Here is a 19,878-nt window from a genome sequence, read left to right on the forward strand (position 1 = left end):
CTGGTCTGGAGGGAAAGCGAGTCAACGCCTGAATAGCCCAGATTCCCGAGCGGAGCGACAGCAAATGTGGGCGTCGCCACAGCAAGGCCGGCCCATTCTGCTCTGCCTATCGCCGGGCCGAGACCAGCAGGAACATCGGCCGCTCGAGCTCTTCCGCCAGTTCGGGCTTGGCCGCGATCTGCGCGTCGGTCGGACGGAATTCCTCGACATGCTCGATGGTGAAGCCGCACCGGATCAGCGTGTTGAGCGTGGTGCCGATGGTGCGGTGATGTTTCACAACTCCCTTGGCCAGCCAGTCCGTCTTGCGCGGTCCCTCCACCAGATACCGGTCGACGGGCCATGTCTTGCGGCCTTCGGCATCGACAGACCAGCCGGGATGGGTCGGAGCCATATAGATCGGATGCTCCGTCGAGAAGACGAAATGCCCGCCGGGGACCAGGCACCGGTGCACGGTCTGGAACAGCCGCGCGGCATCGCTGACATAGTGCAGGGCAAGCGAGCTGTAGGCGAGATCGAAAGCCGTCGGCGGCAGGCTGAGTTCATCGAGATCGGCGCGTTCGTAGACGATGCCGGCGTCCGGGCCGGCGGCACGCGCCCGGGCGAGCATCTTTTCCGACAGGTCGAGACCCAGAACCTCCTTGGCCCCGTGTTCAAGAGCCCAGCGGCAGAACCACCCGAAGCCGCAACCGAGATCGGCGATTCGCAAGCCGCTGGCGTCGGGAAGCATCGCGCGCAGCGCCGGCCATTCGGCGGCGCCGTCCAGCCCTTGGATGGACCGGCCGAGCTGGCTGTAGCCTGCGAAGAAATCCGGCTGATCGTAGACATTCTGCGCCATGTTCTTTCCTCGTTGTTCATATGCCTGACTGGCGGAGCCGCCACGCATTTCCACCACCGCCAAGCAGAGTCAAGAAAGGCCGACCGGTCATGCGCCGAGCGGTGGCGGCCGCCGCCGGATCGGCTGCGCCTTGATGATGGCGGTGCTGGTCTCGGCCTTGTCGGCGATGCGATCGAGGATACCGTCGAGGTCGCCGATCGAGCGCACGAACAGCCTGGCGACGAAGCAGTCGTCCCCCGTGACCTTGTCGCATTCGCCGAACTCAGGGATCTCCTCGATCAGCTTCTGGACGATGTGCAGCTTTCCCGGCAGCGGCTTGATGCGCACGATCGCCTGCAATGTATAGCCGAGCGCCAGCGGGTCGATCTCGACGGTGAAAGCCCTGATAACCCCGCGCTCCTCGAGCCGCCTCAGCCGCTCCGAAACGCTCGGCGATGACAGCCCGACCTGGCCGGCCAGCTCCTTCAGTGAAGTCCGCGCATCCTTCACCAGGATTTCGAGGAGACGTCGGTCGAGATCGTCAAGCATTTCACATTCTCAGGATTTCTGGATTTTTGCCTACTTTTAAATAGGTGAAACAACCATGTCACCTTTCTCATTGGGTGGAAAGCCCAGGATCAGCATGAGATTATGCACAAGCAACGATCTGGAGATTTGTCGTGAGCGATACAGCACGTGGGACGATCGAAATGTCCGCCGCAATGGCGATTCTGGGAACGATCGGATGGTTCGTCGTCCTGTCCGGCCAGCCTATCATGGATGTGGTGTTCTGGCGCTGCGCTTTCGGCGCGGTGACGCTGCTCTTCATCTGCGCCGGCCTCGGCCTGCTGCGCAACAGGCCGTCGCTTCGCGTTTTCGCCATCGCGGCCCTCGGCGGCGCAGCTATCGTCGTCAACTGGCTGCTGCTGTTTAGTGCATTCTCGCGCGCGTCGATCTCGATCGCCACCGCTGTCTACAATACCCAGCCTTTCATGCTGGTCGGCTTCGGCGCGCTCTTCTTGGGCGAGCGGCTGACCCTGACGAAATTGACCTGGCTGGCAATCGCCTTCGCCGGCATGGTGCTGATCGTCGAGGCCGCCCCTGACGCCGGCGATATCGGCACCAACTATTTCGCCGGCATCGTCATGGCGCTGGCCGCTGCCTTCTTCTGGGCCGTCGCCGCCATCGTCACCAAGAAGCTCAAGGGCACGCCGCCGCATCTCATCGCGCTCGTCCAGGTCTGCGTCGGCGTGTTGATGCTGGCCCCCTTCGTCAATCTCTCGCATCTTCCGACCGACGCAAGGAGCTGGGCCATGCTGGCGACGCTCGGCATCGTCCACACCGGTCTGATGTACATCCTGATGTACGGCGCCATCCAGAAGCTGCCGACGCACCTGCAGGGGTCGCTGTCCTTCATCTACCCGATCGTTGCGATCCTGGTCGACGTCACGGCATTCGGCCATCGCCTGCATCTCAGCCAACTCGTCGGCGCCGCCGCCATCCTGATCGCGGCCGCCGGCATGAATCTCGGCTGGACATTGTGGAAGCCAAGGCCTGCCGCGGCAGGTGCGCAACCGATCGAGTAACGCCAATCGCCGGCGCTTCGGCGGTCAAAAATAGCGATCCCGCCTGCCCGCCTGTTCAAAGCGGGCACTTTGCTCTATGCCGCAATCCAACCATCTTCGCCCGGCATAGGCGAAACCCGGGATCGAAGACCATGAACGACGCAACGCCCCCCAATCGCTGCCGCATCGTGCTGATCGCGCCATCTGGCGTGCCGGCCGCCCGTATCGTCTCGGCCTTCGAGGGCGGCGACGTCGCCTCGCTCATCCTGCCGCAGAACGACATGGACGAAGCTTCCTTCCAGGCCTTCGCCGCCGAAATCGTACCGGCGGCACAGGCGGCCGGCATCGCGGTCGTCATTGCCGGCGATACGCGCATCGCCGGGCGTGTCCAGGCCGACGGCATTCATGTCGAGGTCTCCAAGGCCGAGCTCGCCGAGACGGTCGAGCATTTCCAGGCAAAAATGATGGTCGGCGCCGGCGGCGCCAAGACACGTGATGACGCGCTCGAACTCGGCGAAGTCAGGCCCGACTATATTTTCTTCGGCCGCTTCGGCTACGACAACAAGCCCGATCCGCATCCGCGCAACCTGGCGCTGGGACAATGGTGGGCGCAGATGATTCAGATCCCCTGCATTGTCATGGCCGGATCGGAGCTCGCTTCGATCGAAACCGTCGCAGATACGGGCGCCGAGTTCGTCGCCCTGTCGAGTGCGGTGTTCGCCGACGGCGTCGATCCCAAGGCGGCGATCGCGCGGGCCAATGCGCTGCTCGACGAAACCGCACCGCGTTTCGAGGACTGACGTGTCTTCGGCAAGGCTTCCCCTTCAGGCCCTGCTTGCTGCGGTCATCATCCAGGCCGCTGCCGCCGAAACGATTCCTTCGCCGCACCCTAAGCCGGATGCCGGCGTGCATACCGACAAGCCGATCGAAAAGCAGTTGCCGCAGCCCGCCACCACCGCCGAGCCAGCGCCATTGCCTTCGGCCGACGCGATCAATCCCGACCGCTTCGGCGCCAAGCCGGCGGATGCGGCCTACGGGGCTTTCCAGCGCGGACTCTACAAGACCGCCTACAACCTCGCGCTGGTGCGGGCGCAAAACGGCGACCCGGCGGCGCAGACGCTGGTGGCCGAGATCCTGTCGCGCGGACTGGGCGTGCCCCTCAATGCGGCCGAAGCGGCGAAATGGTACGCAGCCGCCGCCGAGCAAGGGGTGCCGGAATCGCAGTTCCAATATGCACTGATGCTGCTCGACGGCCGCTACGTCAAAAAGGACGAAAAGGAAGCCTATGCGCTGATGCAGGCCGCCGCCGAAGCGGGCAACCGGCTGGCACAATTCAATTTCGCGCAGATGCTGGTCCAGCAGGACCCCGGCGACGCCGGCATCGCCAAGGCCGTGACCTATTACGAGCGCGCCGCGGCGACCGGCCTCGCCGACGCCCAGTATGCGATGTCACAGATCTATGCCAACGGCGTCGGCGGCAAATCGCGCGACGACGCCCAGGCCCGGCGCCTGCTGGCTCAGGCCGCGCGGCAAAACTATGACACCGCGCAACTCGACCTCGCCACCTGGATGATCGAGGGCCGCGGCGGCGGGCGTGATTTGAAATCCGCCTTCGGCTGGATGAAGCAGGCCGCCGAAGGCGGCAATGTCGCCGCCCAGAACCGCCTGGCGAAACTCTATATGCAAGGCATCGGCACCGAGCCGGACCTCGTGCTTGCCGGCGCCTGGTACATCGTCGCCCGCCGCGCCGGCCTCATCGACCCCGAGATGGACGATTTCCTGCAAGGATTGAGCGACGACCAGACCAAGCAGGCACTGCAGAAGGCAAACCGCCTGCCCTGACGCGATCAGCGGAAATCCAGCGGAAGTCATCGCGCGATGCTCGTCGAGGCAAGTGACCTCGATCTTTCCATGCAGATGGCTATCATGCGGTCGTCGCAGATCCGTCGGCTGGCAAAAGTCTTCGATATCATTACCGAAGCGGTCGCCGCGGTTTCGATGAGAGCGGTTGAGGGTTTATATCGCGGCATCGCTTCTCCAAGGAGGCAATGAAATGGCTTCGCCCGACAAACGATGCACGCATGGCAGCTTCATCCTCGAGGTAACGCCAAGCGCCGAAGGTTGCGAGGAGTGCCTGAAGACCGGTTCCTGGTGGGTGCATCTGCGGCTGTGCCGCACCTGTGGCCATGTCGGCTGCTGCGACAGTTCTCCGAACCGTCACGCCACCGGCCACTACCGGGCGACCGGCCATCCGGTCATCGAGGCCTACGACCCGCCCGAGACGTGGGGCTGGTGCTATGTCGACGAGGTCATGCTCGATTTCTCGCAGGACAAGACGCCGCAACGCGGCACCATCGTGCGCTTCGATTGAGCCGCCGCCACGGGACACCCGATCAGCGCCAGCTTGCCTCTTCGGGCGATTTGTGGTCTTGGAGGCCCGAAATCGCTGTCTTGCGAACATCTCATTCCCGGATCACATCATCATGGCCAAGATCAACGGCAACGAAATCCGTCCCGGCTACGTCATCGAGCACGATGGCGGCCTGTGGGTGGCCGTCAAGACCAACACCGTCAAGCCGGGCAAGGGCGGCGCCTATAACCAGGTCGAATTGAAGAACCTCATCAACGGCACAAAGCTGAACGAGCGCTTCCGTTCGGCAGAGACGGTCGAGCAGATCCGGCTCGATCTCAAGGATTTTTCCTTCCTCTACGAGCAGGGCGACGCCCTGGTGTTCATGGACACCGAGAGCTACGAGCAACTCGAGCTGGCGAAGGACTTCGTCGGAGACCGCGCCGCTTTCCTGCAGGACGGCATGATGGTGACGGTCCAGCTCTACGAGGAAAGGCCTATCGGCATTTCGCTCCCCGACCAGGTAACGCTGACCATCACCGAAGCGGACCCGGTGGTAAGGGGCCAGACGGCGGCCTCTTCCTACAAGCCCGCGGTGCTGGAAAACGGCATTCGCGTGCTGGTGCCGCCCTTCATCGGCGCGGGGGAACGCATCGTCGTCGACACCAATGAAATCACTTATATGCGCCGCGCCGACTGATGCATGTCGCCCAGAGGTGGCCCAGGTTTCGGGTCACCGACATGCATCAGGACAAAGGTTAAAGCGCGGGCAGCAGGAAGAGTTACGATGGCACGCTCAGCCCTTCTCAACGTCATGGTCCAGGCCGCAATGAAGGCCGGCCGCTCGCTGTCGCGCGATTTCGGCGAGGTCCAGAACCTGCAGGTCTCGATGAAGGGACCGGGCGACTATGTCAGCCAGGCCGACCGCAAGGCCGAGGATATTGTCTTTGCCGAACTGTCGAAGGCGCGGCCCGGTTACGGCTTCCTGATGGAAGAGCGCGGCACGATCGCCGGCGATGACAGCCAGCACCGCTGGATCGTCGATCCGCTCGACGGCACCACCAATTTCCTGCACGGCATTCCGCTTTTCGCTGTCTCGATCGCGCTCGAGCGCCAGGGCCAGATCGTGGCCGGCGTGATCTACAATCCGGCCATGGACGAGCTCTATACGACCGAGCGCGGCGGCGGCGCCTTCATGAACGACCGCCGCCTGCGTGTCGCCGGCCGCACCAAGCTCATCGACACCGTCATCGGCTGCGGGGTGCCGCATCTGGGGCGTGGCCAGCATGGCAATTTCCTGATCGAATTACGCAATGTCATGGCCGAGGTTTCCGGCGTCCGGCGCCTGGGTTCGGCCTCGCTCGATCTCGCTTACGTCGCCGCCGGCCGCATGGACGGATTCTGGGAAGTCGGCCTGTCGCCCTGGGACATCGCAGCCGGCCTGTTGCTGATCCGTGAAGCAGGAGGGTTCGCCTCCGACATGGACGGCGGCCAGGACATGCTCGACAACGGTTCGGTCGTCGCCGGCAACGAGATCATCCAGCGCGCCCTCCTGAAGGCCGTGAAAAAGCCGCTCGCTGCCCGCTGAAGCAGGAATAAGCGCGGAGTAATATCAAATCCCCGCCGCGCTGAAGCGCCGCAGTCGCAAAACCGCAAACAAAGCTTGAAATACTGTCCGGCGCTTGCCCAGATAGGGTTGACGCAGGACGATGATGATCAAGACGCCGCCGCAGATCGAGATCCCCTTTGTCGGACGATGGCACTATTCGCGTGCCGAGATGATCGCCGACGGCATCGTCCATGCCGTCGGCATCGTGCTGGCGATCGCGGCCGGTTCGGCGCTGCTGGCGCTGGCCGCCTTTCGGGTCGGACCGGGCGAATACATCGCCGCCGCCTTCTATGTCGTGTCGCTGCTCACCGTGCTCTCGGTGTCGCTGACCTACAATCTATGGCCGGTGACTTCGCCGGTGAAATGGATTTTGCGGCGTTTCGACCACGCTGCGATCTATCTGCTCATCGCCGCCACCTACACGCCCTTTCTCGCGCAGCTCGACGGCTCGGCGCTGGCCGGCTGGATGATCGTCCTGGTCTGGACCGCGGCCATTATCGGCATCGCCATAAAGGTGTTTTTCCCCGGCCGCTTCGACCGGCTGGCGATCGTCTTCTATCTCGCCATCGGCTGGAGCGGCATCGTCCTGGTCGAGCCGCTCGTCGCTACCTTGCCGACGACGGCGATCGTGCTCATCGTCGCCGGCGGCGTCGTCTATTCCTGCGGCGTGATCTTCTTCGCCTGGAAGGGGCTGCGCTTCCACAACGCGCTGTGGCATGGTTTCGTGGTCACCGGCGCAGGCCTGCATCTGGCGGCGATGGTCGATTGCCTGGTCATCAACCGTCTCTGAAACTGCTGGCGGCAATATTGCCAAGCACCATTCAATTTGGTCACAATTCCGTTTAGAGTCGCCGACGACGTGATCGGCGGCAGCGGCATCGGAAACGGGGCACGGATGGCTTTTCTCAGATCCTTCGGCATGGGCAGGCGCTCCGACGTGCTGATCTACGATCCACACAAATTGTCGAGCCCGCAGGTCTTTCTCCTGACCATGGTCATCTTCCTGGCCATCGTCGCCTTCATCGCAGCGATCCTGACACGGCAGATCTCGACCGCCTTCGTCACCAATCCGGGGCTCAACGGCCTGATCATCGGCGTGCTTGCCGTCGGCATCCTTTTGGCCTTCGTCCAGGTCGGGCGGCTGTTTCGCGAAGTGCGCTGGGTCAACTCCTTCCGCGCCGGTTCCGAGATCACCGAACCGGTGCTGCTGGCGCCGATGAAGGCGATGATCGGCCGCTCGTCGAGCATGGCGTTTTCGACCAGCTCGATGCGCACCATGCTCGACTCCATCGCCACGCGGCTCGATGAAAGCCGCGACACCTCGCGCTACCTCGTCGGCCTCCTGGTGTTCCTTGGCCTGCTCGGCACCTTCTGGGGCCTGCTGAACACGATCGGCTCCATCCGCGAGACCATCGAGTCGCTCGATCCCGGCACGGGCGATGCCGCCGCTGTGCTGGATTCGCTGAAGCAAGGGCTGTCGGCGCCGCTCGCCGGCATGGGCACGGCCTTCTCGTCCTCGCTGTTCGGCCTGTCCGGCTCGCTCGTTCTCGGTTTCCTCGACCTGCAGGCCGGCCGCGCGCAGACGCGCTTCTACACCGAACTGGAGAACTGGCTGTCCTCGGTCACCGACCTGTCGTCCGACATCGTCGTCTCCGACGCGGTCCGGACCGAGCCTTCCGATGAAATCCGCCTGCTGTCGGAGCGGCTGCGCAGCATGCAGGAGAATGGCGGCGGCTCCAATCCGCGCGTCGCCACCGCCATGGCCAATCTCGCCGACGGCATTTCCGGCCTGGTCAAGAACATGCGCTCCGAGCAGCAGATCATGCGCGACTGGGTCGAAGCACAGTCGGATGAACAAAAGGCGATGCGCAACACGCTGGAAAAGATCGCCGACGCCCTGAAGAAGACCGGGGTGCACTAGCATGGCGCTCGCCAGGAGCCGGCGCGCCGACCGCCGCATCGACTATTGGCCGGGCTTCGTCGACGCGTTGTCGACGCTGCTTCTGGCCATCATGTTCCTGCTCACCGTCTTCGTGCTGGCGCAGTTCCTGCTCGGCCGTGAAATCTCCGGCAAGGACGCCGTTCTGTCGCGCCTCAATTCGCAGATCAACGAACTGACGCAGCTTCTGGCGCTGGAGCGTTCCACGACACAGGACAAGGAGGATTCGCTCGCCAATCTGCAGGCATCGCTGTCGGCAGCCGAAGCGGAGAAGAGCCGGCTCCAGCAGCTGCTGGCGCAAGGTGCGGGCGCCGGTGATGCGGCCAACCAGCGCGCGGCGGCGCTGACGGGCGAACTCGACAGCCAGCGCCAGATCAGCCAGCAGGCGCTGAGCCAGGTCGAGATCCTCAATCAGCAGATCGCGGCGTTGCGCAAGCAGATCGGCGCGCTCGAGGACGCGCTCAACGTCTCCGAGGCCCGCGACCGGGATTCCAACACCAAGATCGCCGACCTTGGCCGTCGCCTCAACGTGGCGCTGGCGCAGCGCGTGCAGGAACTCAACCGCTACCGCTCCGACTTCTTCGGCCGCCTGCGCGAGATCCTCGCCGACCGCGAGAACATCCGCATCGTCGGCGACCGATTCGTCTTCCAGTCGGAAGTGTTGTTTCCGACCGGCTCGGAGGTGATCAACGATGCCGGCAAGGTCGAGATGAAGAAACTTGCCGACGCCATCATCGAGTTGCAGAAGGAGATCCCGCCGGAGATCAACTGGGTGCTGCGCGTCGATGGCCATACCGACAACAAGCCGTTGTCCGGCACCGGTCGGTATCGCGACAATTGGGAGCTGTCGACGGCGCGCTCCACTTCCGTGGTGAAGTTCCTGATCGAGAACGGCGTGCCGGCCAACCGGCTGGTCGCCGCCGGCTTCGGCGAGTTCCAGCCGCTCGACCCCGCCGACACCGAAGAGGCGCGCAACAAGAACCGCCGGATCGAACTGAAGCTCACCGAACGGTGATCCATCATCACGCGATCTCACGCGAATTTGTTCGCCGGCTCAACTCTAGGGCGCAGTTGTGCACCGGCAAGGCCTGAAAAAGATTATCTTTTTTTAATTACACTTCGCCGCAAAGCGCTCCTAGCGTGCTGCGCAGGGCCGAGAACCGCCGGCGATGCCTCCCATCGCGACGCGACGGAACTGGACGGCCCGCATCGTCCGGAAGCGGAACGGCAGAGCCGTTCTTTTCCGCAGCAAAAGGAGGCGCCGTCATGCGCTCTTCAGCATCTCTCAAGACTGCAACCCTTGCCGCGATTCTTGTCGCCGCCCCGCTTGCCTGCGCCTACGCCGCGGGTCACCACAAGGGCGCGCTCGACGCGACCGACCCAACCGACATGACCGGCCCGCGTGTCGAGGCTCTCATTGAACAGGTTCAAGGCGTGCATCAGGGCATAATCACCGCCAGACAGGCCAACAACATCACCCCGGCCGCGGCGGAGCGCCTGGAGATGCGCACCGCTCGCATAGGTCAGGCGGCCGAGAAGATAGCCTCGTCGGATCACGGCAGGATACCGGCCGCACAATATCATGACCTGCTGCGCCGTCTCGACAATGTCGACCAGCGGCTGAGGGTCGACATCGGTAGCGGCTTCCTGATGGGCGACGGTGCCGACGGCGGGAACTATCCGAACGGCTGAGGCCATTCTGTCGGCAGTTCAAAAGGAAGGGACCACCTGGCGTCTACGGGACCCAATCCCGCAGGCGCCTCTTTTCCTCACCAGCCGAGCCAGACCGCGGCCAGGGCGGCCGCTGCCGGCACGGCCTGCACGAACAGGATCTTGCGACCGACCGTTGCGGCGCCGTACAGGCCGGCAATGGCCACGCAGAGCAGGAAGAAAACCTTGACCTGGAAACCGGCCGTGCCGAGGTAGAGGGCCCAGATCAGGCCGGCGGCGAGAAAGCCGTTATAGAGACCCTGATTGGCGGCAAGCACCTTCGAGGCGCTGGCGAATTCCGGCGTCAGCCGGAATGCCTTGTGCCCGCGCGGCGTATCCCAGAGCACCATCTCCAGATAGACGATATAGACATGGATCAAAGCCACCAGCCCGACCAGGATGTTGCCGATCATCGTATTCCCTCGTGATGTATCGTCGGGCAGCATTTCACGCGTCGGCTCGCCAGCGCAAGGCGCATCTGCCGGACGGCGCGTGAGGGTTGCAAACGCGCAGGCGTTGGTATCTTTTCGCCCCGTCCCCAATCACGGAAGCCGCCATGTCCTTTCAAAAACTCGATGACCTCGGCCACAAGCTCGAAGCCCTGGAGCACGCGCTGGCCATCCTCGGCGCCGATGAAGCGACCCACATGGCCGTCGGCGGCGGCGAGAAGCGCGCCGAGGCCATGGCGGCGCTTGCCGGCATGTACCACACCAGGGCGACCGCGCCGGAAATATCGGACTGGATCGCCGCCGCCGAAGGCGAGGCGCTTGACGATGAACAGCGGGCGGCGCTGGCCGAACTGCGGCGGCAATACACCAACCTGACCTGCCTGCCGGTCGAATTCGTCGAACGCCAGACGACCGCGCGCATGCGCTGCGAGCAGTTGTGGCGCGACCTGCGGGCCAAGAACGACTGGGCGGGCTTCCTGCCGGCGCTTGAAGGCGTGGTGGCGCTGGTGCGCGAAGAGGCGGCCCTGCGCGCCGATATCCTCGGCCTCGCCCCCTACGACGCGCTGATGGAGCAATACGACCCCGGCAACCGCACCGCCGACATCACCCCGGTGTTCGCCGACTTGAAAGCTTTCCTCAAGGGGTTCGTGCCGGAAGCGCTGGCTGCGCAGGAAGCGCGGCTGCGCAAGCATCCGCTGAAGCCGCTTTCGGGAACCTACGCGATCGACAGGCAGCGTGAACTCGGCCTCGCCATGATGGCGGCGGTCGGCTTCGACCTCACGCACGGCTCGCTGTCGGTGTCGCACCATCCGTTCTGCGGCGGTGTGCCGAGCGACGTGCGCATCACCACCCGCTACAAGACGTCCGATTTTCTGTCGGCGCTGATGGGCGTGCTGCACGAGACCGGCCACGCACTCTATGAGCAGAACCTGCCGAAGGAGTGGTCGCACTGGCCGCTCGGCAAGGCGCGCGGCATGGCCGTGCATGAAAGCCAGAGTCTGTTCGTTGAAAAGCAGATCGGGCGCAATCCCGCCTTCTGGCGTTGGGCATTGCCTGTCGTGGAAAAGCATCTCGACGAAGCCTGGTCGCTCGACGACATCCTGCCGCATGTCCACCATGTCGAGCGCGGCCTGATCCGTGTCGATGCCGACGAGGTGACGTATCCGCTGCATGTCATCCTGCGCTATGAACTGGAGCAGGAGCTCGTCTCCGGCAGGCTCGAGGTGGCCGACCTGCTCGAGGCCTGGGACGCCAGGATGCGCGACTACCTCGGCCTCTCAACCATCGACAATCCCGCGGACGGGCCGATGCAGGACGTGCATTGGTCTGCTGCCGCCTTTGGCTACTTTCCCTCCTACACGCTGGGCGCGATGATGGCGGCGCAGCAATGGGCTACGCTGACGCGGGAGCATCCGTCGGCCGATGACGATCTTGCCAAGGGGAATTTCGGTGCCATCAACGATTGGCGCCGCAAGAACATATGGTCGCACGGATCGCGCTGGTCGACGCCCGACCTGCTCGAACGCGCCACCGGTGAAAAGCTCAATGCCGTCTATTTCACCGACCACCTGCGCAAACGGTATGGAGCCGCGTGAGCACGCCCAGCGTCGCCGCTACTCAGCCGCGCCCCTGAAGGCGCTGGCGCCGGTCTCGAACTGCAGCTTGGCCAGCCGGGCATAGATGCCGCCCTTGGTCACCAGGCTCTGATGCGTGCCTTCCTCGACGATGCGGCCGCCATCCATCACCAGGATGCGGTCGGCCTTCAGCACCGTCGCCAGGCGGTGCGCGATGACGATCGTGGTGCGGCCCCGCATCAGCCGCTCCAGCGCCATTTGCACCAGCGTCTCGCTTTCGGCGTCGAGTGCCGAGGTCGCCTCGTCGAGCAACAGGATCGGCGCGTCGCGCAGGATGGCGCGCGCGATCGCCACCCGCTGGCGTTGCCCGCCCGACAGCGTCACGCCGCGCTCGCCGACCTGGCTGTCATAGCCCTTTTCCAGCCTGAGGATGAATTCGTCGGCAAGCGCGTCCTTCGCCGCCGCTTCGATCTCTGACTTGCTGGCGCCCGGCCGGCCGAAGCCGATATTGTCGCGCGCGCTGGCCGCGAAGATGGTGACGTCCTGCGGCACGATGGCGATGCGCTGCCGTATCGAAAGGGGGTCGGCTTCGCGGATGTCGACGCCGTCGATCAGGATCCTGCCGGTCTCCGGATCGTAGAAGCGCAGGATCAGCGAGAACACCGTGCTCTTGCCCGCTCCCGAGGGACCGACGATCGCCACCGTCTCGCCAGGCTTGACCGAGAAGCTCAGGCCGTGGACGGCGGCGCGGTCGGGCCGGGCCGGGTAGGAAAAGGACACGGCCTCGAAGCTGATCGCTCCCTTGCTCGCCACCGGCAGCGGCCTGGGATTGGCAGGCGCCACGATCGCCGGCTCCTCGGCGAGGATTTCGGTCAGCCGTTCGGCGGCACCTGCTGCCTGGGCCAATTCGCCCCAGACCTCCGATAGCGCGCCGAGCGCACCGGCGGCGAATACCGAATAGAGCAGGAACTGGCCTAGCGTGCCCGGCGACAGATTGCCGTCGAGCACGTCGCGCGAGCCGAACCACAGCACCGCCACGACCGAGGAGAAAATCGTGAAGATGGCGAAGAAGGTGAGGAACGAGCGCGCGAAGATCGAGGCGCGCGCGGCCTCGAAGGCGGCCTCGACGGCACCCGAAAAACGCCCGGTGACCAGCGTCTCATTGGTGAAGGCCTGCAATGTGCGCACCGCGCCGATCTGCTCGCTGGCATAGGCGGTGGCATCGGCCAGCGTGTCCTGCGCCTGCCTTGACTTGCGCCGCACCGAGCGGCCGAAGGCGACCAGCGGCAGCACGATGATTGGAATGGCTGCGATGACCAGCCCGGACAGTTTCGGGCTGGTGAAAACCATCATCGCGACCGCGCCGAGGCCAAGGATGACATTGCGCAGCGCCACCGAAGCGGTCGCCCCGACCGCCGATTTGACCTGCGTGGTGTCGGCGGCGAGCCGCGACACGATCTCGCCCGACTGGGCAGTGTCGAAGAAGGCCGGCGACAGTTTCGTCACATGGGCAAAGACATCGCGCCTGATATCGGCGACGACGCGCTCGCCGAGCGTGATGACGAAATAGTAGCGGCCCGCCGATGCCGCCGCCAGCAGCGCGGCCATCGCCACCAGCGCGGCGAAATATTCGGCGATGAAGGAGGAACCGGACGGCGTGAAACCATGATCGATCATGCGCCGTACCGCCAGCGGCAGCGCCAGCGTCGTCACCGCCGCGACGATCAGCGAGATGACGGCGCCCGCCACCAATGTGCGGTAGCGGCCGATGTAGGGAAACAGGCGCCTGAGCGGCTTGAGCGAGCGCCGGCGCTCGTCTGCGCTGCTGGTTTGCGCCATCCTGGTCTTTTCCTCTTGGCCGCCTTCAGCTATGCGCCTCAATATGCGCTTGCCGCGGCCTTGTGATTCAATTCCGGCTGATGTATAGGCTCGCCGACCGTTTTAGAAGCCGTGGCTCCTCAATAGCTGCGGCTTCGAGTTTTAAAAAGGGGCGCATCGACGCAGGCTTTCAGCCCGTCAGCCGCCCGGCAAACCAGGAACCGAGCCATGAAGATCGATATCCATCCCGACTACCACACCATCAAGGTCGTCATGACCGACGGCACCGAGTACATGACCCGTTCGACCTGGGGCAAGGAAGGCGATACGATGAACCTCGACATCGACCCGACCACGCACCCGGCCTGGACCGGCGGCCAGCAGACCCTGCTCGACCGCGGCGGCCGCCTGTCGAAGTTCAAGAAGCGCTTCGAAGGTTTCGGCCTCTAGGCCTCATCAGCTTTTCGCAGACCAGAGAACCCGCCCCGTGGCGGGTTTTTTGTTGGCCAATGCACGTCCCTTCACGCTGGCGCTTGCCCCCACCTCCGCCTTGTCGGTCCCGTGTGGGAGGTCGGACCGAAGGTCGGGGTGGGGGTCGGCGCTGCCCCACCCCGCTGCTTCGCAGCGACCCTCCCCACGAGGGGGCGGGTGAGAGCATCCTATTCCGCAAGCAATTCCCTGAGCGCCATGCGCTTGTAGGCGGCGACCAGCCTGTCGCCCTCCTTCCGCTCGACCGAGATCGCCAGCCGCATGGCGGCCTCGCCCATCTGCCAGACGAGAAACGCCGTCGTCTCCAGCGCGACGGCATCGGCATCGGGCCGCAGGCGTTTGAGCGTCGCAGTGAGAAATTCGGCGTTCGCACGGCTGTCGGCGAGCTCCAGTTCGCGCAGCGCTTTGTCGGCCTGCGTGCCCGACCAGATATCGCGCATCACCGGCTCCGCCAGGAACAGGTGGTAATAAATGTCCACCAGTTCCGAGAACGCCCGCCGAAGGCCCTCGGCGTCGCCGACGTCCTTGAGCGCGGCTGAAATGCAGGCCTGGCTTTCGGCAGTGTAGCGCTCGGCCAGCGCCCAGACGATCGCCCGCTTGTCGGGGAAGAACTGGTAGAGCGAGCCGATCGACACCCCAGCCCGCTCCGCCACCTCGCCCATGCGCATGGCATCGCTGCCTTGCTCCGCAATCAGCGCCGAGGCGGCGGCGAGCATGCGCTCGACCCGTTCACGGCTGCGCTGCTGGCTCGGCGCGCGGCGTGGCGTGGCGACCTGTTCCGGTGGGGACGTGGCGGTTTTTTCCATGGCTCTTCAACAGACGCCGGGCGGCAATGCCACCCAGAAATGACTTGACTCGCAAAATACGAGGGTTTATCACGTTTTGCAAATATGAGGATTTCTCATGTTTTGAAAGAAGCAGACGGGATAATTGATTTGAAGGCGTCGAACAGGTGCCCGGCCACCCCCCAAAACTTTTCTGCCCATTGCGACTGAAACCGCCGCAACCGGCATCTGGAGCAACTGACATGATCCCGAAATTACTTCCCACCCTCATCTTCATCGCCGCTATCGGCTCGGGCGTTGTTGGCGGCGTGTTCTTCGCCTTTTCCAACTTCGTCATGCCGGCAATGGCTCGCCTGCCTGCCGCGGGCGGTATCGCCGCCATGAACTCGATCAACATCACCGTCATCACGCCGATGTTCATGACCGCCTTGTTCGGCACCGGCCTGATCTGCCTTGTCTTGATCGCCGGCGCCATCATCGGCTGGCAGCAGCCAGGCTCCTTCTGGCTGCTGGCCGGCGCAGTCATCTATCTCGTCGGCAACCCGATCGTGACGATGGTTTTCAACGTGCCGCTCAACGACGCGCTGGCCGCCGTCGATCCGGCGAGCAGCAACGGCGCTGCTGTATGGACCACCTATCTCAGGGACTGGGTGATGTGGAACCACGTGCGCGCGATCGCCGCCATCACCGCGCTGGCATCCTTCTGGTTCGCCGCGCGTTGACATGCCTCGGTCTGCCGCGTTCGGCATCGCGGCGACCGAGGCGTGTTTATCGGGAGAAGCGCCGTGAACGACCCGTATTCCACCATGGCCTTGGGCATTGCCGCGGGGATCGGCCTCGGCGCTGTCTGTGGCGCAGCGATGGATGACCCTGCCGTCGGCATCGGCATGGGCATAGCAATCGGCGCGGGGATCGGCGCGATTTTCGGGCAGAGGCGAGGAAAATGACGTCCGGCTTCTGCGGGAAGTCTCAGCTCTTCGCCTTGCGGTCGGCATGACCGAGATCGCGGTCCGGGTCGATGACGTCGCGCACCAGTTGCTTGAGTTTTGCCGCATCCGGAAAGCCGCCGTCACGCTTGCGGTCCCAGACCAGCACCTCGTTGCAGCTTATGGTGAAGACGCCGCCGGTGCCGGGCACCAGCGTCACCTCGCCAAGATCGGTGCCGAATGTCGATAGAAGTTCCTGCGCCATCCAGCCGGCACGCAGCAGCCACTGGCACTGCGTGCAATAGGTGATGCGGATGATGGGCAGCGGTTTTTCGGTCATGTCAGGCTTTGCTCACGCAGCGCTGAGCTTGGCCATGGTCTCCTCGTCGACCTCGAAATTGGCGTAGACGCTTTGAACGTCGTCGTCGTCCTCGAGCGTGGCGACCAGCTTCATCAGCGACTGGGCGCGTTCTTCGTCGACCGGAACATTGTTCTGCGGCTTCCAGATAGGCTTCACCGATTCCGCCTCGCCGAGAGAGGCTTCCAGTGCCTTCGACACCTCGCCGAGGTTTTCGAAGGCGCAATAGATGGTGTGGCCTTCCTCATCCGACTCCACGTCATCGGCGCCGGCTTCGATTGCCGCGTCCATGACCTTGTCGGCGCTGCCGGCCGATGCCGGATAATAGATCTCGCCGACCCGATCCCACATGAACGACACCGAGCCGGTTTCGCCCATCGCCCCACCGGCCTTGGTGAAGGCGGCGCGCACATTCGAAGCCGAGCGGTTGCGATTGTCGGTCAGCGCCTCGACGATCACGGCGACGCCGCCGGGACCGTAGCCCTCGTAACGCACGGCTTCGTAATTTTCGGCGTCGCCCATCGACGCCTTGTTGATGGCGCGCTGGATGTTGTCCTTCGGCATCGACACCGCCTTGGCGTTCTGCACGGCAAGGCGCAGGCGCGGATTCATCGACGGATCGGGGGTCCCGCTCTTGGCCGCGACGGTGATTTCGCGCGCCAGCTTGGAAAACATTTTCGACCGCACCGCGTCCTGACGGCCCTTGCGGTGCATGATGTTCTTGAACTGTGAATGGCCAGCCATGGCACCCCTGTCGTGTTCGGCTAGAGCATCGCGCGGCGAGATGCATGACCCGCCTTCCGCAATGCTCGAATTCAAAATGTCAGAACGTCCCTGCTGCGTCCGAATGGACGTATGGCGCTCTTTGTCGGAATGGCCGGCTTATAGATAAATCGGCTCAATTCGTCCAGCCGCGCCGCGCTTTACCACGCACGGCAAAAGCCGTGACGGCTGTTCACCCCTCCAGATCCGACTTCAGCCGGTCGATGATACTAAGCGCATGGCCTGCGTACTGGCTGATCCAGCGGTCGTGTATCTGCTTGATCGGCAGCGCATTGAGATGGTTCCAGCGCTCGCGCCCCTCGCGCCGCGCCACAATGAGATCGGCCTCTTCCAGCACTTTGAGATGCAGCATGACGGTGCAGCGGTCGATGTCGGAAAACGCCTCGCACAGCATGCCGGTCGTCTTTGGCGCGTCCTTCAGCAGATCCAGCATCTCGCGCCGACGCGGATGCGCCAGCGCCTTGAAAACATTATCGTCTTGCGATCGGCTTGACATGTTATTTTTTTATAACATAAGCTCCTATCAATCAAGGAAGGAACTGTGGATATGTCTCTTGGTTTCAGGGTTTCAGGACGCATCGGCAAACCGGTCGCCGACGTCTTCGACGCGGTCGTCAATCCGAAGAAGCTCAGCTCCTATTTCACCACCATCGGCGGTGCCAGCGCGCCCTTGGTGCCGGGCGCCAATGTCGTGTGGTGGGGCAAGGTGCCGGTCGAAGTAGACGAAATCGTCAGGGACAGCCGCATCGTGCTGCGCTGGGATGCCACCGATGAAGAGGGAAAGCCGGCCTACAAGACCCGCATCGAGATGAATTTCGAGCCGCTCGACGACGGCGGCACCTTCGTCACCATCGCCGAGGCCGGCTGGCACGAGGACGCGGTCGGCCTGAAGAAGTCCTATCTCAATTGCGAGGGCTGGTCGCAGATGCTGGCCTGCATGAAGGCCTATGTCGAACACGGCATCAATTTGCGCGAAGGCTACTACCGCAGCGAGATGAAGGGCGAGCCTGCCAACGAGACCAACATTTGAGCGAAGGGAGGCCTGCCGTGAAAGTAACCCCGTTCCTGATGTTCGAAGGCAAGGCCGAGCAAGCCATGGCCTTCTATTGCGAGACCATTCCGGATAGCCGCGTCCTCGACCTCACGCGCTACGGTGCAGGCGAGGACGGACCCGAAGGGGCAGTCAAGCTGGCTCGCGCATCCATCGGCGGCACGGAGGTCGTGATCTTCAACAGCCCGGTACAGCACGCCTTCACCTTCACGCCGTCGGTCTCGCTCTTCGTCGACTGTTCCACCGAAGAAGAGCTGGAGCGCATCGTCGAGGCCTTGTCCAAAGACGGCACGTTTCTGATGCCGACCGGCAATTACGGTTTCAGCCGCCGTTTCGCCTGGCTGAACGACAGGTTCGGCGTTTCCTGGCAGATCAATCTGCCATAGCAGGACCGGGCCAAGCCGAGATCTGGGACTGTTCACCGGGGATTTCCCGGGCGCGGCCGATCATCTCGCCAAGGTCGGCGTCGAGCGATGCGACGCCATCGAGCCGCTGGGAGAAGGCTTCCGCGGTTTCTGGATCACCAGCCCCGCCAACATCGTTCACATGGTGCGGGAGCCCGACGCCTGGTGAAGGCGTATTCGGCAGAGGAGAACGGTATGGAAATCCGCGAGACACCGACGGCCGAAGCCGCCATGATGATCCGGCGGCCGGTCTCCGACGTTTTCGAGGCCATCGTCAACCCGGAGATCACCACGAAATTCTGGTTCACCCATTCCAGCGGCAGGTTGGACGGCCGCAAGCCGGTTCAATGGGAGTGGCGCATGTATGGCGTCTCGACGACCGTGGTCGTCAGCGAGATCGTCGCCAACGAAAAGATCTCCATGCAATGGGGCGATCCGCCGACCACGGTGATCTGGACCTTCACCGAAATGCCAGGTGACGCGACCTTCCTGGAGGTCCGCAATTTCGGCTTTGCCGGCAACGGCGACGAACAGGCGAAACAGGCGGTCGATTCAACCGGCGGCTTCACGCTCGTTCTGGCCGGCGCCAAGGCCTGGCTCGAACAAGGCCTGACACTAGGCCTGATCGGCGACCGTCACCCGAAGGGCGCGCCGGGGAGTTGAACCGGCTCAGGTTCTACGCTTTTCCTGCTCGATCACGTGATGGCGGAGCACACGATTGATTTCGGTCTGGTAACCACCACCCCCGACATGCTCCTTGAACCACGATAGCACGTCGGCATCGAGTCTGATTGTCATTGGCTGCTTGAGTGGTCTGTAAAGATGTCCACGACGAGCATGAATCCAATTCTCCGCCGGAACTTCTGGGATGTCGGAAGTATTAATTTCGCTGTCAGGCAAACCAGCCAGCTTGGCGAGCTGATTGCGCTGCTCCTGACCAAGGTCCTTCTTGCTCATAGCGCCTCCTTTCATGCGCTGTCGCTTTCCGGGCTCCAACAATCCTAACTCGTCCTTCATCTTCGCGATCAGGATATGTGTGGACAACCAGCATGACCACTACGGCGTCGATCGTCCCGATAGCGTGCCAACGCTGCTCACCATCTTCAAACCCGTCGAGCACGATGAGATAAAGCGGATCATCGAACACCTTCTGCGCGAGATCGAATCCGATGCCGTGCTTGGCAAGGTTGCGCCTGGCTTTTCAGCATCCCATTCGAATCGCAAAGCAGCACCATCGATTATGAAAATGTACGT

The 19,878-nt window shown here is 63.5% G+C and carries 28 protein-coding genes; 18 read left to right on the top strand and 10 right to left on the bottom strand.

The window, feature by feature from the left end:
* Positions 1-106: 106 nt before the first annotated feature.
* Complete coding sequence (locus ACIU1A_RS25890; RefSeq protein ID WP_404925582.1) at positions 107-835, bottom strand: class I SAM-dependent methyltransferase; 729 nt, start codon at positions 833-835, stop codon at positions 107-109.
* Positions 836-922: 87 nt separating this feature from the next.
* Positions 923-1,363: an Lrp/AsnC family transcriptional regulator gene (locus ACIU1A_RS25895; RefSeq protein ID WP_140685970.1), complete on the bottom strand. Its 441-nt coding sequence runs from the start codon at positions 1,361-1,363 to the stop codon at positions 923-925.
* Between the two features lie 131 nt (positions 1,364-1,494).
* On the opposite strand from ACIU1A_RS25895, the gene ACIU1A_RS25900 reads away from it, so the two are divergent.
* From ACIU1A_RS25900 to ACIU1A_RS25950, 11 genes are all read left to right on the top strand, one after another.
* Positions 1,495-2,400: a DMT family transporter gene (locus ACIU1A_RS25900; protein ID WP_404925583.1), complete on the top strand. Its 906-nt coding sequence runs from the start codon at positions 1,495-1,497 to the stop codon at positions 2,398-2,400.
* A 131-nt stretch (positions 2,401-2,531) separates the two neighbouring features.
* Positions 2,532-3,179 (top strand): thiamine phosphate synthase, encoded by a 648-nt coding sequence (locus tag ACIU1A_RS25905; RefSeq protein WP_140566831.1) that lies wholly within the window; start codon positions 2,532-2,534, stop codon positions 3,177-3,179.
* Position 3,180: 1 nt separating this feature from the next.
* Positions 3,181-4,221, top strand: coding sequence for a tetratricopeptide repeat protein (locus tag ACIU1A_RS25910; protein ID WP_404925584.1), 1,041 nt, complete (start codon positions 3,181-3,183; stop codon positions 4,219-4,221).
* A 36-nt stretch (positions 4,222-4,257) separates the two neighbouring features.
* A complete protein-coding gene (locus tag ACIU1A_RS25915) occupies positions 4,258-4,431 on the top strand; it encodes a hypothetical protein (protein ID WP_181165380.1) in 174 nt (57 codons plus the stop codon).
* Between the two features lies 1 nt (position 4,432).
* On the top strand, positions 4,433-4,750 hold the full coding sequence (locus tag ACIU1A_RS25920) for a UBP-type zinc finger domain-containing protein (RefSeq protein WP_140525042.1): 318 nt from the start codon (positions 4,433-4,435) through the stop codon (positions 4,748-4,750).
* A 112-nt stretch (positions 4,751-4,862) separates the two neighbouring features.
* Positions 4,863-5,429, top strand: a complete 567-nt coding sequence (gene efp / locus ACIU1A_RS25925) for an elongation factor P (protein ID WP_140493174.1) — start codon at positions 4,863-4,865, stop codon at positions 5,427-5,429.
* A gap of 87 nt (positions 5,430-5,516) precedes the next feature.
* On the top strand, positions 5,517-6,317 hold the full coding sequence (locus ACIU1A_RS25930) for an inositol monophosphatase family protein (RefSeq protein WP_140493170.1): 801 nt from the start codon (positions 5,517-5,519) through the stop codon (positions 6,315-6,317).
* Positions 6,318-6,441: 124 nt separating this feature from the next.
* A complete protein-coding gene (locus ACIU1A_RS25935) occupies positions 6,442-7,128 on the top strand; it encodes a hemolysin III family protein (protein WP_140493526.1) in 687 nt (228 codons plus the stop codon).
* 105 nt (positions 7,129-7,233) lie between these two features.
* Complete coding sequence (locus tag ACIU1A_RS25940; protein ID WP_140493167.1) at positions 7,234-8,259, top strand: MotA/TolQ/ExbB proton channel family protein; 1,026 nt, start codon at positions 7,234-7,236, stop codon at positions 8,257-8,259.
* Between the two features lies 1 nt (position 8,260).
* Complete coding sequence (locus tag ACIU1A_RS25945; RefSeq protein ID WP_140493164.1) at positions 8,261-9,292, top strand: peptidoglycan -binding protein; 1,032 nt, start codon at positions 8,261-8,263, stop codon at positions 9,290-9,292.
* A gap of 251 nt (positions 9,293-9,543) precedes the next feature.
* Complete coding sequence (locus ACIU1A_RS25950) at positions 9,544-9,969, top strand: hypothetical protein (RefSeq protein WP_404925585.1); 426 nt, start codon at positions 9,544-9,546, stop codon at positions 9,967-9,969.
* Between the two features lie 77 nt (positions 9,970-10,046).
* Here the strand turns inward: ACIU1A_RS25950 and ACIU1A_RS25955 are convergent, their stop codons facing one another.
* Positions 10,047-10,400: a DUF1304 domain-containing protein gene (locus ACIU1A_RS25955; protein ID WP_140624974.1), complete on the bottom strand. Its 354-nt coding sequence runs from the start codon at positions 10,398-10,400 to the stop codon at positions 10,047-10,049.
* Positions 10,401-10,543: 143 nt separating this feature from the next.
* On the opposite strand from ACIU1A_RS25955, the gene ACIU1A_RS25960 reads away from it, so the two are divergent.
* The gene (locus ACIU1A_RS25960; protein WP_404925586.1) at positions 10,544-12,031 is read left to right on the top strand and encodes a carboxypeptidase M32; all 1,488 of its coding nucleotides are present in this window, start codon (positions 10,544-10,546) and stop codon (positions 12,029-12,031) included.
* A gap of 18 nt (positions 12,032-12,049) precedes the next feature.
* Here the strand turns inward: ACIU1A_RS25960 and ACIU1A_RS25965 are convergent, their stop codons facing one another.
* The gene (locus tag ACIU1A_RS25965; RefSeq protein ID WP_404925587.1) at positions 12,050-13,849 is read right to left on the bottom strand and encodes an ABC transporter transmembrane domain-containing protein; all 1,800 of its coding nucleotides are present in this window, start codon (positions 13,847-13,849) and stop codon (positions 12,050-12,052) included.
* A 207-nt stretch (positions 13,850-14,056) separates the two neighbouring features.
* On the opposite strand from ACIU1A_RS25965, the gene rpmE reads away from it, so the two are divergent.
* Positions 14,057-14,278 (top strand): 50S ribosomal protein L31, encoded by a 222-nt coding sequence (rpmE, locus tag ACIU1A_RS25970; RefSeq protein ID WP_404925588.1) that lies wholly within the window; start codon positions 14,057-14,059, stop codon positions 14,276-14,278.
* Positions 14,279-14,487: 209 nt separating this feature from the next.
* Here rpmE and ACIU1A_RS25975 read toward each other — a convergent pair whose 3' ends face one another.
* Entirely contained in the window at positions 14,488-15,123 is a 636-nt protein-coding gene (locus ACIU1A_RS25975; protein ID WP_140554909.1) for a TetR/AcrR family transcriptional regulator, read from the bottom strand.
* Positions 15,124-15,344: 221 nt separating this feature from the next.
* On the opposite strand from ACIU1A_RS25975, the gene ACIU1A_RS25980 reads away from it, so the two are divergent.
* Together ACIU1A_RS25980 and ACIU1A_RS25985 are read left to right on the top strand one after the other, a co-directional pair.
* The gene (locus tag ACIU1A_RS25980; RefSeq protein ID WP_404925589.1) at positions 15,345-15,824 is read left to right on the top strand and encodes a DUF1772 domain-containing protein; all 480 of its coding nucleotides are present in this window, start codon (positions 15,345-15,347) and stop codon (positions 15,822-15,824) included.
* Between the two features lie 63 nt (positions 15,825-15,887).
* Positions 15,888-16,049 (top strand): hypothetical protein, encoded by a 162-nt coding sequence (locus tag ACIU1A_RS25985; RefSeq protein ID WP_181165385.1) that lies wholly within the window; start codon positions 15,888-15,890, stop codon positions 16,047-16,049.
* A gap of 22 nt (positions 16,050-16,071) precedes the next feature.
* Here ACIU1A_RS25985 and ACIU1A_RS25990 read toward each other — a convergent pair whose 3' ends face one another.
* The 3 genes from ACIU1A_RS25990 to ACIU1A_RS26000 form a co-directional block, all read right to left on the bottom strand.
* Positions 16,072-16,368, bottom strand: coding sequence for a SelT/SelW/SelH family protein (locus ACIU1A_RS25990; protein WP_404925590.1), 297 nt, complete (start codon positions 16,366-16,368; stop codon positions 16,072-16,074).
* A 12-nt stretch (positions 16,369-16,380) separates the two neighbouring features.
* Positions 16,381-17,130, bottom strand: coding sequence for a YebC/PmpR family DNA-binding transcriptional regulator (locus ACIU1A_RS25995; RefSeq protein WP_140493143.1), 750 nt, complete (start codon positions 17,128-17,130; stop codon positions 16,381-16,383).
* Between the two features lie 211 nt (positions 17,131-17,341).
* Entirely contained in the window at positions 17,342-17,665 is a 324-nt protein-coding gene (locus ACIU1A_RS26000) for a helix-turn-helix transcriptional regulator (protein WP_140566820.1), read from the bottom strand.
* Between the two features lie 51 nt (positions 17,666-17,716).
* On the opposite strand from ACIU1A_RS26000, the gene ACIU1A_RS26005 reads away from it, so the two are divergent.
* The 3 genes from ACIU1A_RS26005 to ACIU1A_RS26015 all read left to right on the top strand — a co-directional run bounded on the left by ACIU1A_RS26005 (position 17,717) and on the right by ACIU1A_RS26015 (position 19,287).
* Positions 17,717-18,199: an SRPBCC domain-containing protein gene (locus tag ACIU1A_RS26005; RefSeq protein ID WP_140493137.1), complete on the top strand. Its 483-nt coding sequence runs from the start codon at positions 17,717-17,719 to the stop codon at positions 18,197-18,199.
* A 17-nt stretch (positions 18,200-18,216) separates the two neighbouring features.
* Complete coding sequence (locus tag ACIU1A_RS26010; protein WP_404925591.1) at positions 18,217-18,606, top strand: VOC family protein; 390 nt, start codon at positions 18,217-18,219, stop codon at positions 18,604-18,606.
* 213 nt (positions 18,607-18,819) lie between these two features.
* Positions 18,820-19,287, top strand: a complete 468-nt coding sequence (locus ACIU1A_RS26015) for an SRPBCC family protein (RefSeq protein ID WP_404925592.1) — start codon at positions 18,820-18,822, stop codon at positions 19,285-19,287.
* A gap of 6 nt (positions 19,288-19,293) precedes the next feature.
* Here the strand turns inward: ACIU1A_RS26015 and ACIU1A_RS26020 are convergent, their stop codons facing one another.
* Together ACIU1A_RS26020 and ACIU1A_RS26025 are read right to left on the bottom strand one after the other, a co-directional pair.
* Positions 19,294-19,581, bottom strand: coding sequence for a BrnA antitoxin family protein (locus ACIU1A_RS26020; RefSeq protein WP_404925593.1), 288 nt, complete (start codon positions 19,579-19,581; stop codon positions 19,294-19,296).
* A complete protein-coding gene (locus tag ACIU1A_RS26025; protein WP_246679896.1) occupies positions 19,517-19,771 on the bottom strand; it encodes a BrnT family toxin in 255 nt (84 codons plus the stop codon). Before ACIU1A_RS26025 ends, ACIU1A_RS26020 begins: the two co-directional genes overlap by 65 nt.
* Between the last annotated feature and the right edge of the window lie 107 nt (positions 19,772-19,878).

Origin of the sequence: Mesorhizobium maamorense (genome assembly GCF_044998965.1) — a bacterium.
Lineage (GTDB): Bacteria > Pseudomonadota > Alphaproteobacteria > Rhizobiales > Rhizobiaceae > Mesorhizobium.

Coding starts and splice junctions, on each gene's coding strand:
- ACIU1A_RS25890 (WP_404925582.1), bottom strand. CDS start 835: ATGGCGCAGAATGTCTACGATCAGCCGGATTTCTTCGCAGGCTACAGC.
- ACIU1A_RS25905 (WP_140566831.1), top strand. CDS start 2,532: ATGAACGACGCAACGCCCCCCAATCGCTGCCGCATCGTGCTGATCGCG.
- ACIU1A_RS25930 (WP_140493170.1), top strand. CDS start 5,517: ATGGCACGCTCAGCCCTTCTCAACGTCATGGTCCAGGCCGCAATGAAG.
- ACIU1A_RS25955 (WP_140624974.1), bottom strand. CDS start 10,400: ATGATCGGCAACATCCTGGTCGGGCTGGTGGCTTTGATCCATGTCTAT.
- ACIU1A_RS25895 (WP_140685970.1), bottom strand. CDS start 1,363: ATGCTTGACGATCTCGACCGACGTCTCCTCGAAATCCTGGTGAAGGAT.
- ACIU1A_RS25950 (WP_404925585.1), top strand. CDS start 9,544: ATGCGCTCTTCAGCATCTCTCAAGACTGCAACCCTTGCCGCGATTCTT.
- rpmE (WP_404925588.1), top strand. CDS start 14,057: ATGAAGATCGATATCCATCCCGACTACCACACCATCAAGGTCGTCATG.
- ACIU1A_RS25935 (WP_140493526.1), top strand. CDS start 6,442: ATGATCAAGACGCCGCCGCAGATCGAGATCCCCTTTGTCGGACGATGG.
- efp (WP_140493174.1), top strand. CDS start 4,863: ATGGCCAAGATCAACGGCAACGAAATCCGTCCCGGCTACGTCATCGAG.
- ACIU1A_RS25980 (WP_404925589.1), top strand. CDS start 15,345: ATGATCCCGAAATTACTTCCCACCCTCATCTTCATCGCCGCTATCGGC.
- ACIU1A_RS26020 (WP_404925593.1), bottom strand. CDS start 19,581: ATGAGCAAGAAGGACCTTGGTCAGGAGCAGCGCAATCAGCTCGCCAAG.
- ACIU1A_RS26015 (WP_404925592.1), top strand. CDS start 18,820: ATGGAAATCCGCGAGACACCGACGGCCGAAGCCGCCATGATGATCCGG.
- ACIU1A_RS25995 (WP_140493143.1), bottom strand. CDS start 17,130: ATGGCTGGCCATTCACAGTTCAAGAACATCATGCACCGCAAGGGCCGT.
- ACIU1A_RS25960 (WP_404925586.1), top strand. CDS start 10,544: ATGTCCTTTCAAAAACTCGATGACCTCGGCCACAAGCTCGAAGCCCTG.
- ACIU1A_RS25920 (WP_140525042.1), top strand. CDS start 4,433: ATGGCTTCGCCCGACAAACGATGCACGCATGGCAGCTTCATCCTCGAG.
- ACIU1A_RS25965 (WP_404925587.1), bottom strand. CDS start 13,849: ATGGCGCAAACCAGCAGCGCAGACGAGCGCCGGCGCTCGCTCAAGCCG.
- ACIU1A_RS25975 (WP_140554909.1), bottom strand. CDS start 15,123: ATGGAAAAAACCGCCACGTCCCCACCGGAACAGGTCGCCACGCCACGC.
- ACIU1A_RS25990 (WP_404925590.1), bottom strand. CDS start 16,368: ATGACCGAAAAACCGCTGCCCATCATCCGCATCACCTATTGCACGCAG.
- ACIU1A_RS26005 (WP_140493137.1), top strand. CDS start 17,717: ATGTCTCTTGGTTTCAGGGTTTCAGGACGCATCGGCAAACCGGTCGCC.
- ACIU1A_RS25945 (WP_140493164.1), top strand. CDS start 8,261: ATGGCGCTCGCCAGGAGCCGGCGCGCCGACCGCCGCATCGACTATTGG.
- ACIU1A_RS25915 (WP_181165380.1), top strand. CDS start 4,258: ATGCTCGTCGAGGCAAGTGACCTCGATCTTTCCATGCAGATGGCTATC.
- ACIU1A_RS26000 (WP_140566820.1), bottom strand. CDS start 17,665: ATGTCAAGCCGATCGCAAGACGATAATGTTTTCAAGGCGCTGGCGCAT.
- ACIU1A_RS25940 (WP_140493167.1), top strand. CDS start 7,234: ATGGCTTTTCTCAGATCCTTCGGCATGGGCAGGCGCTCCGACGTGCTG.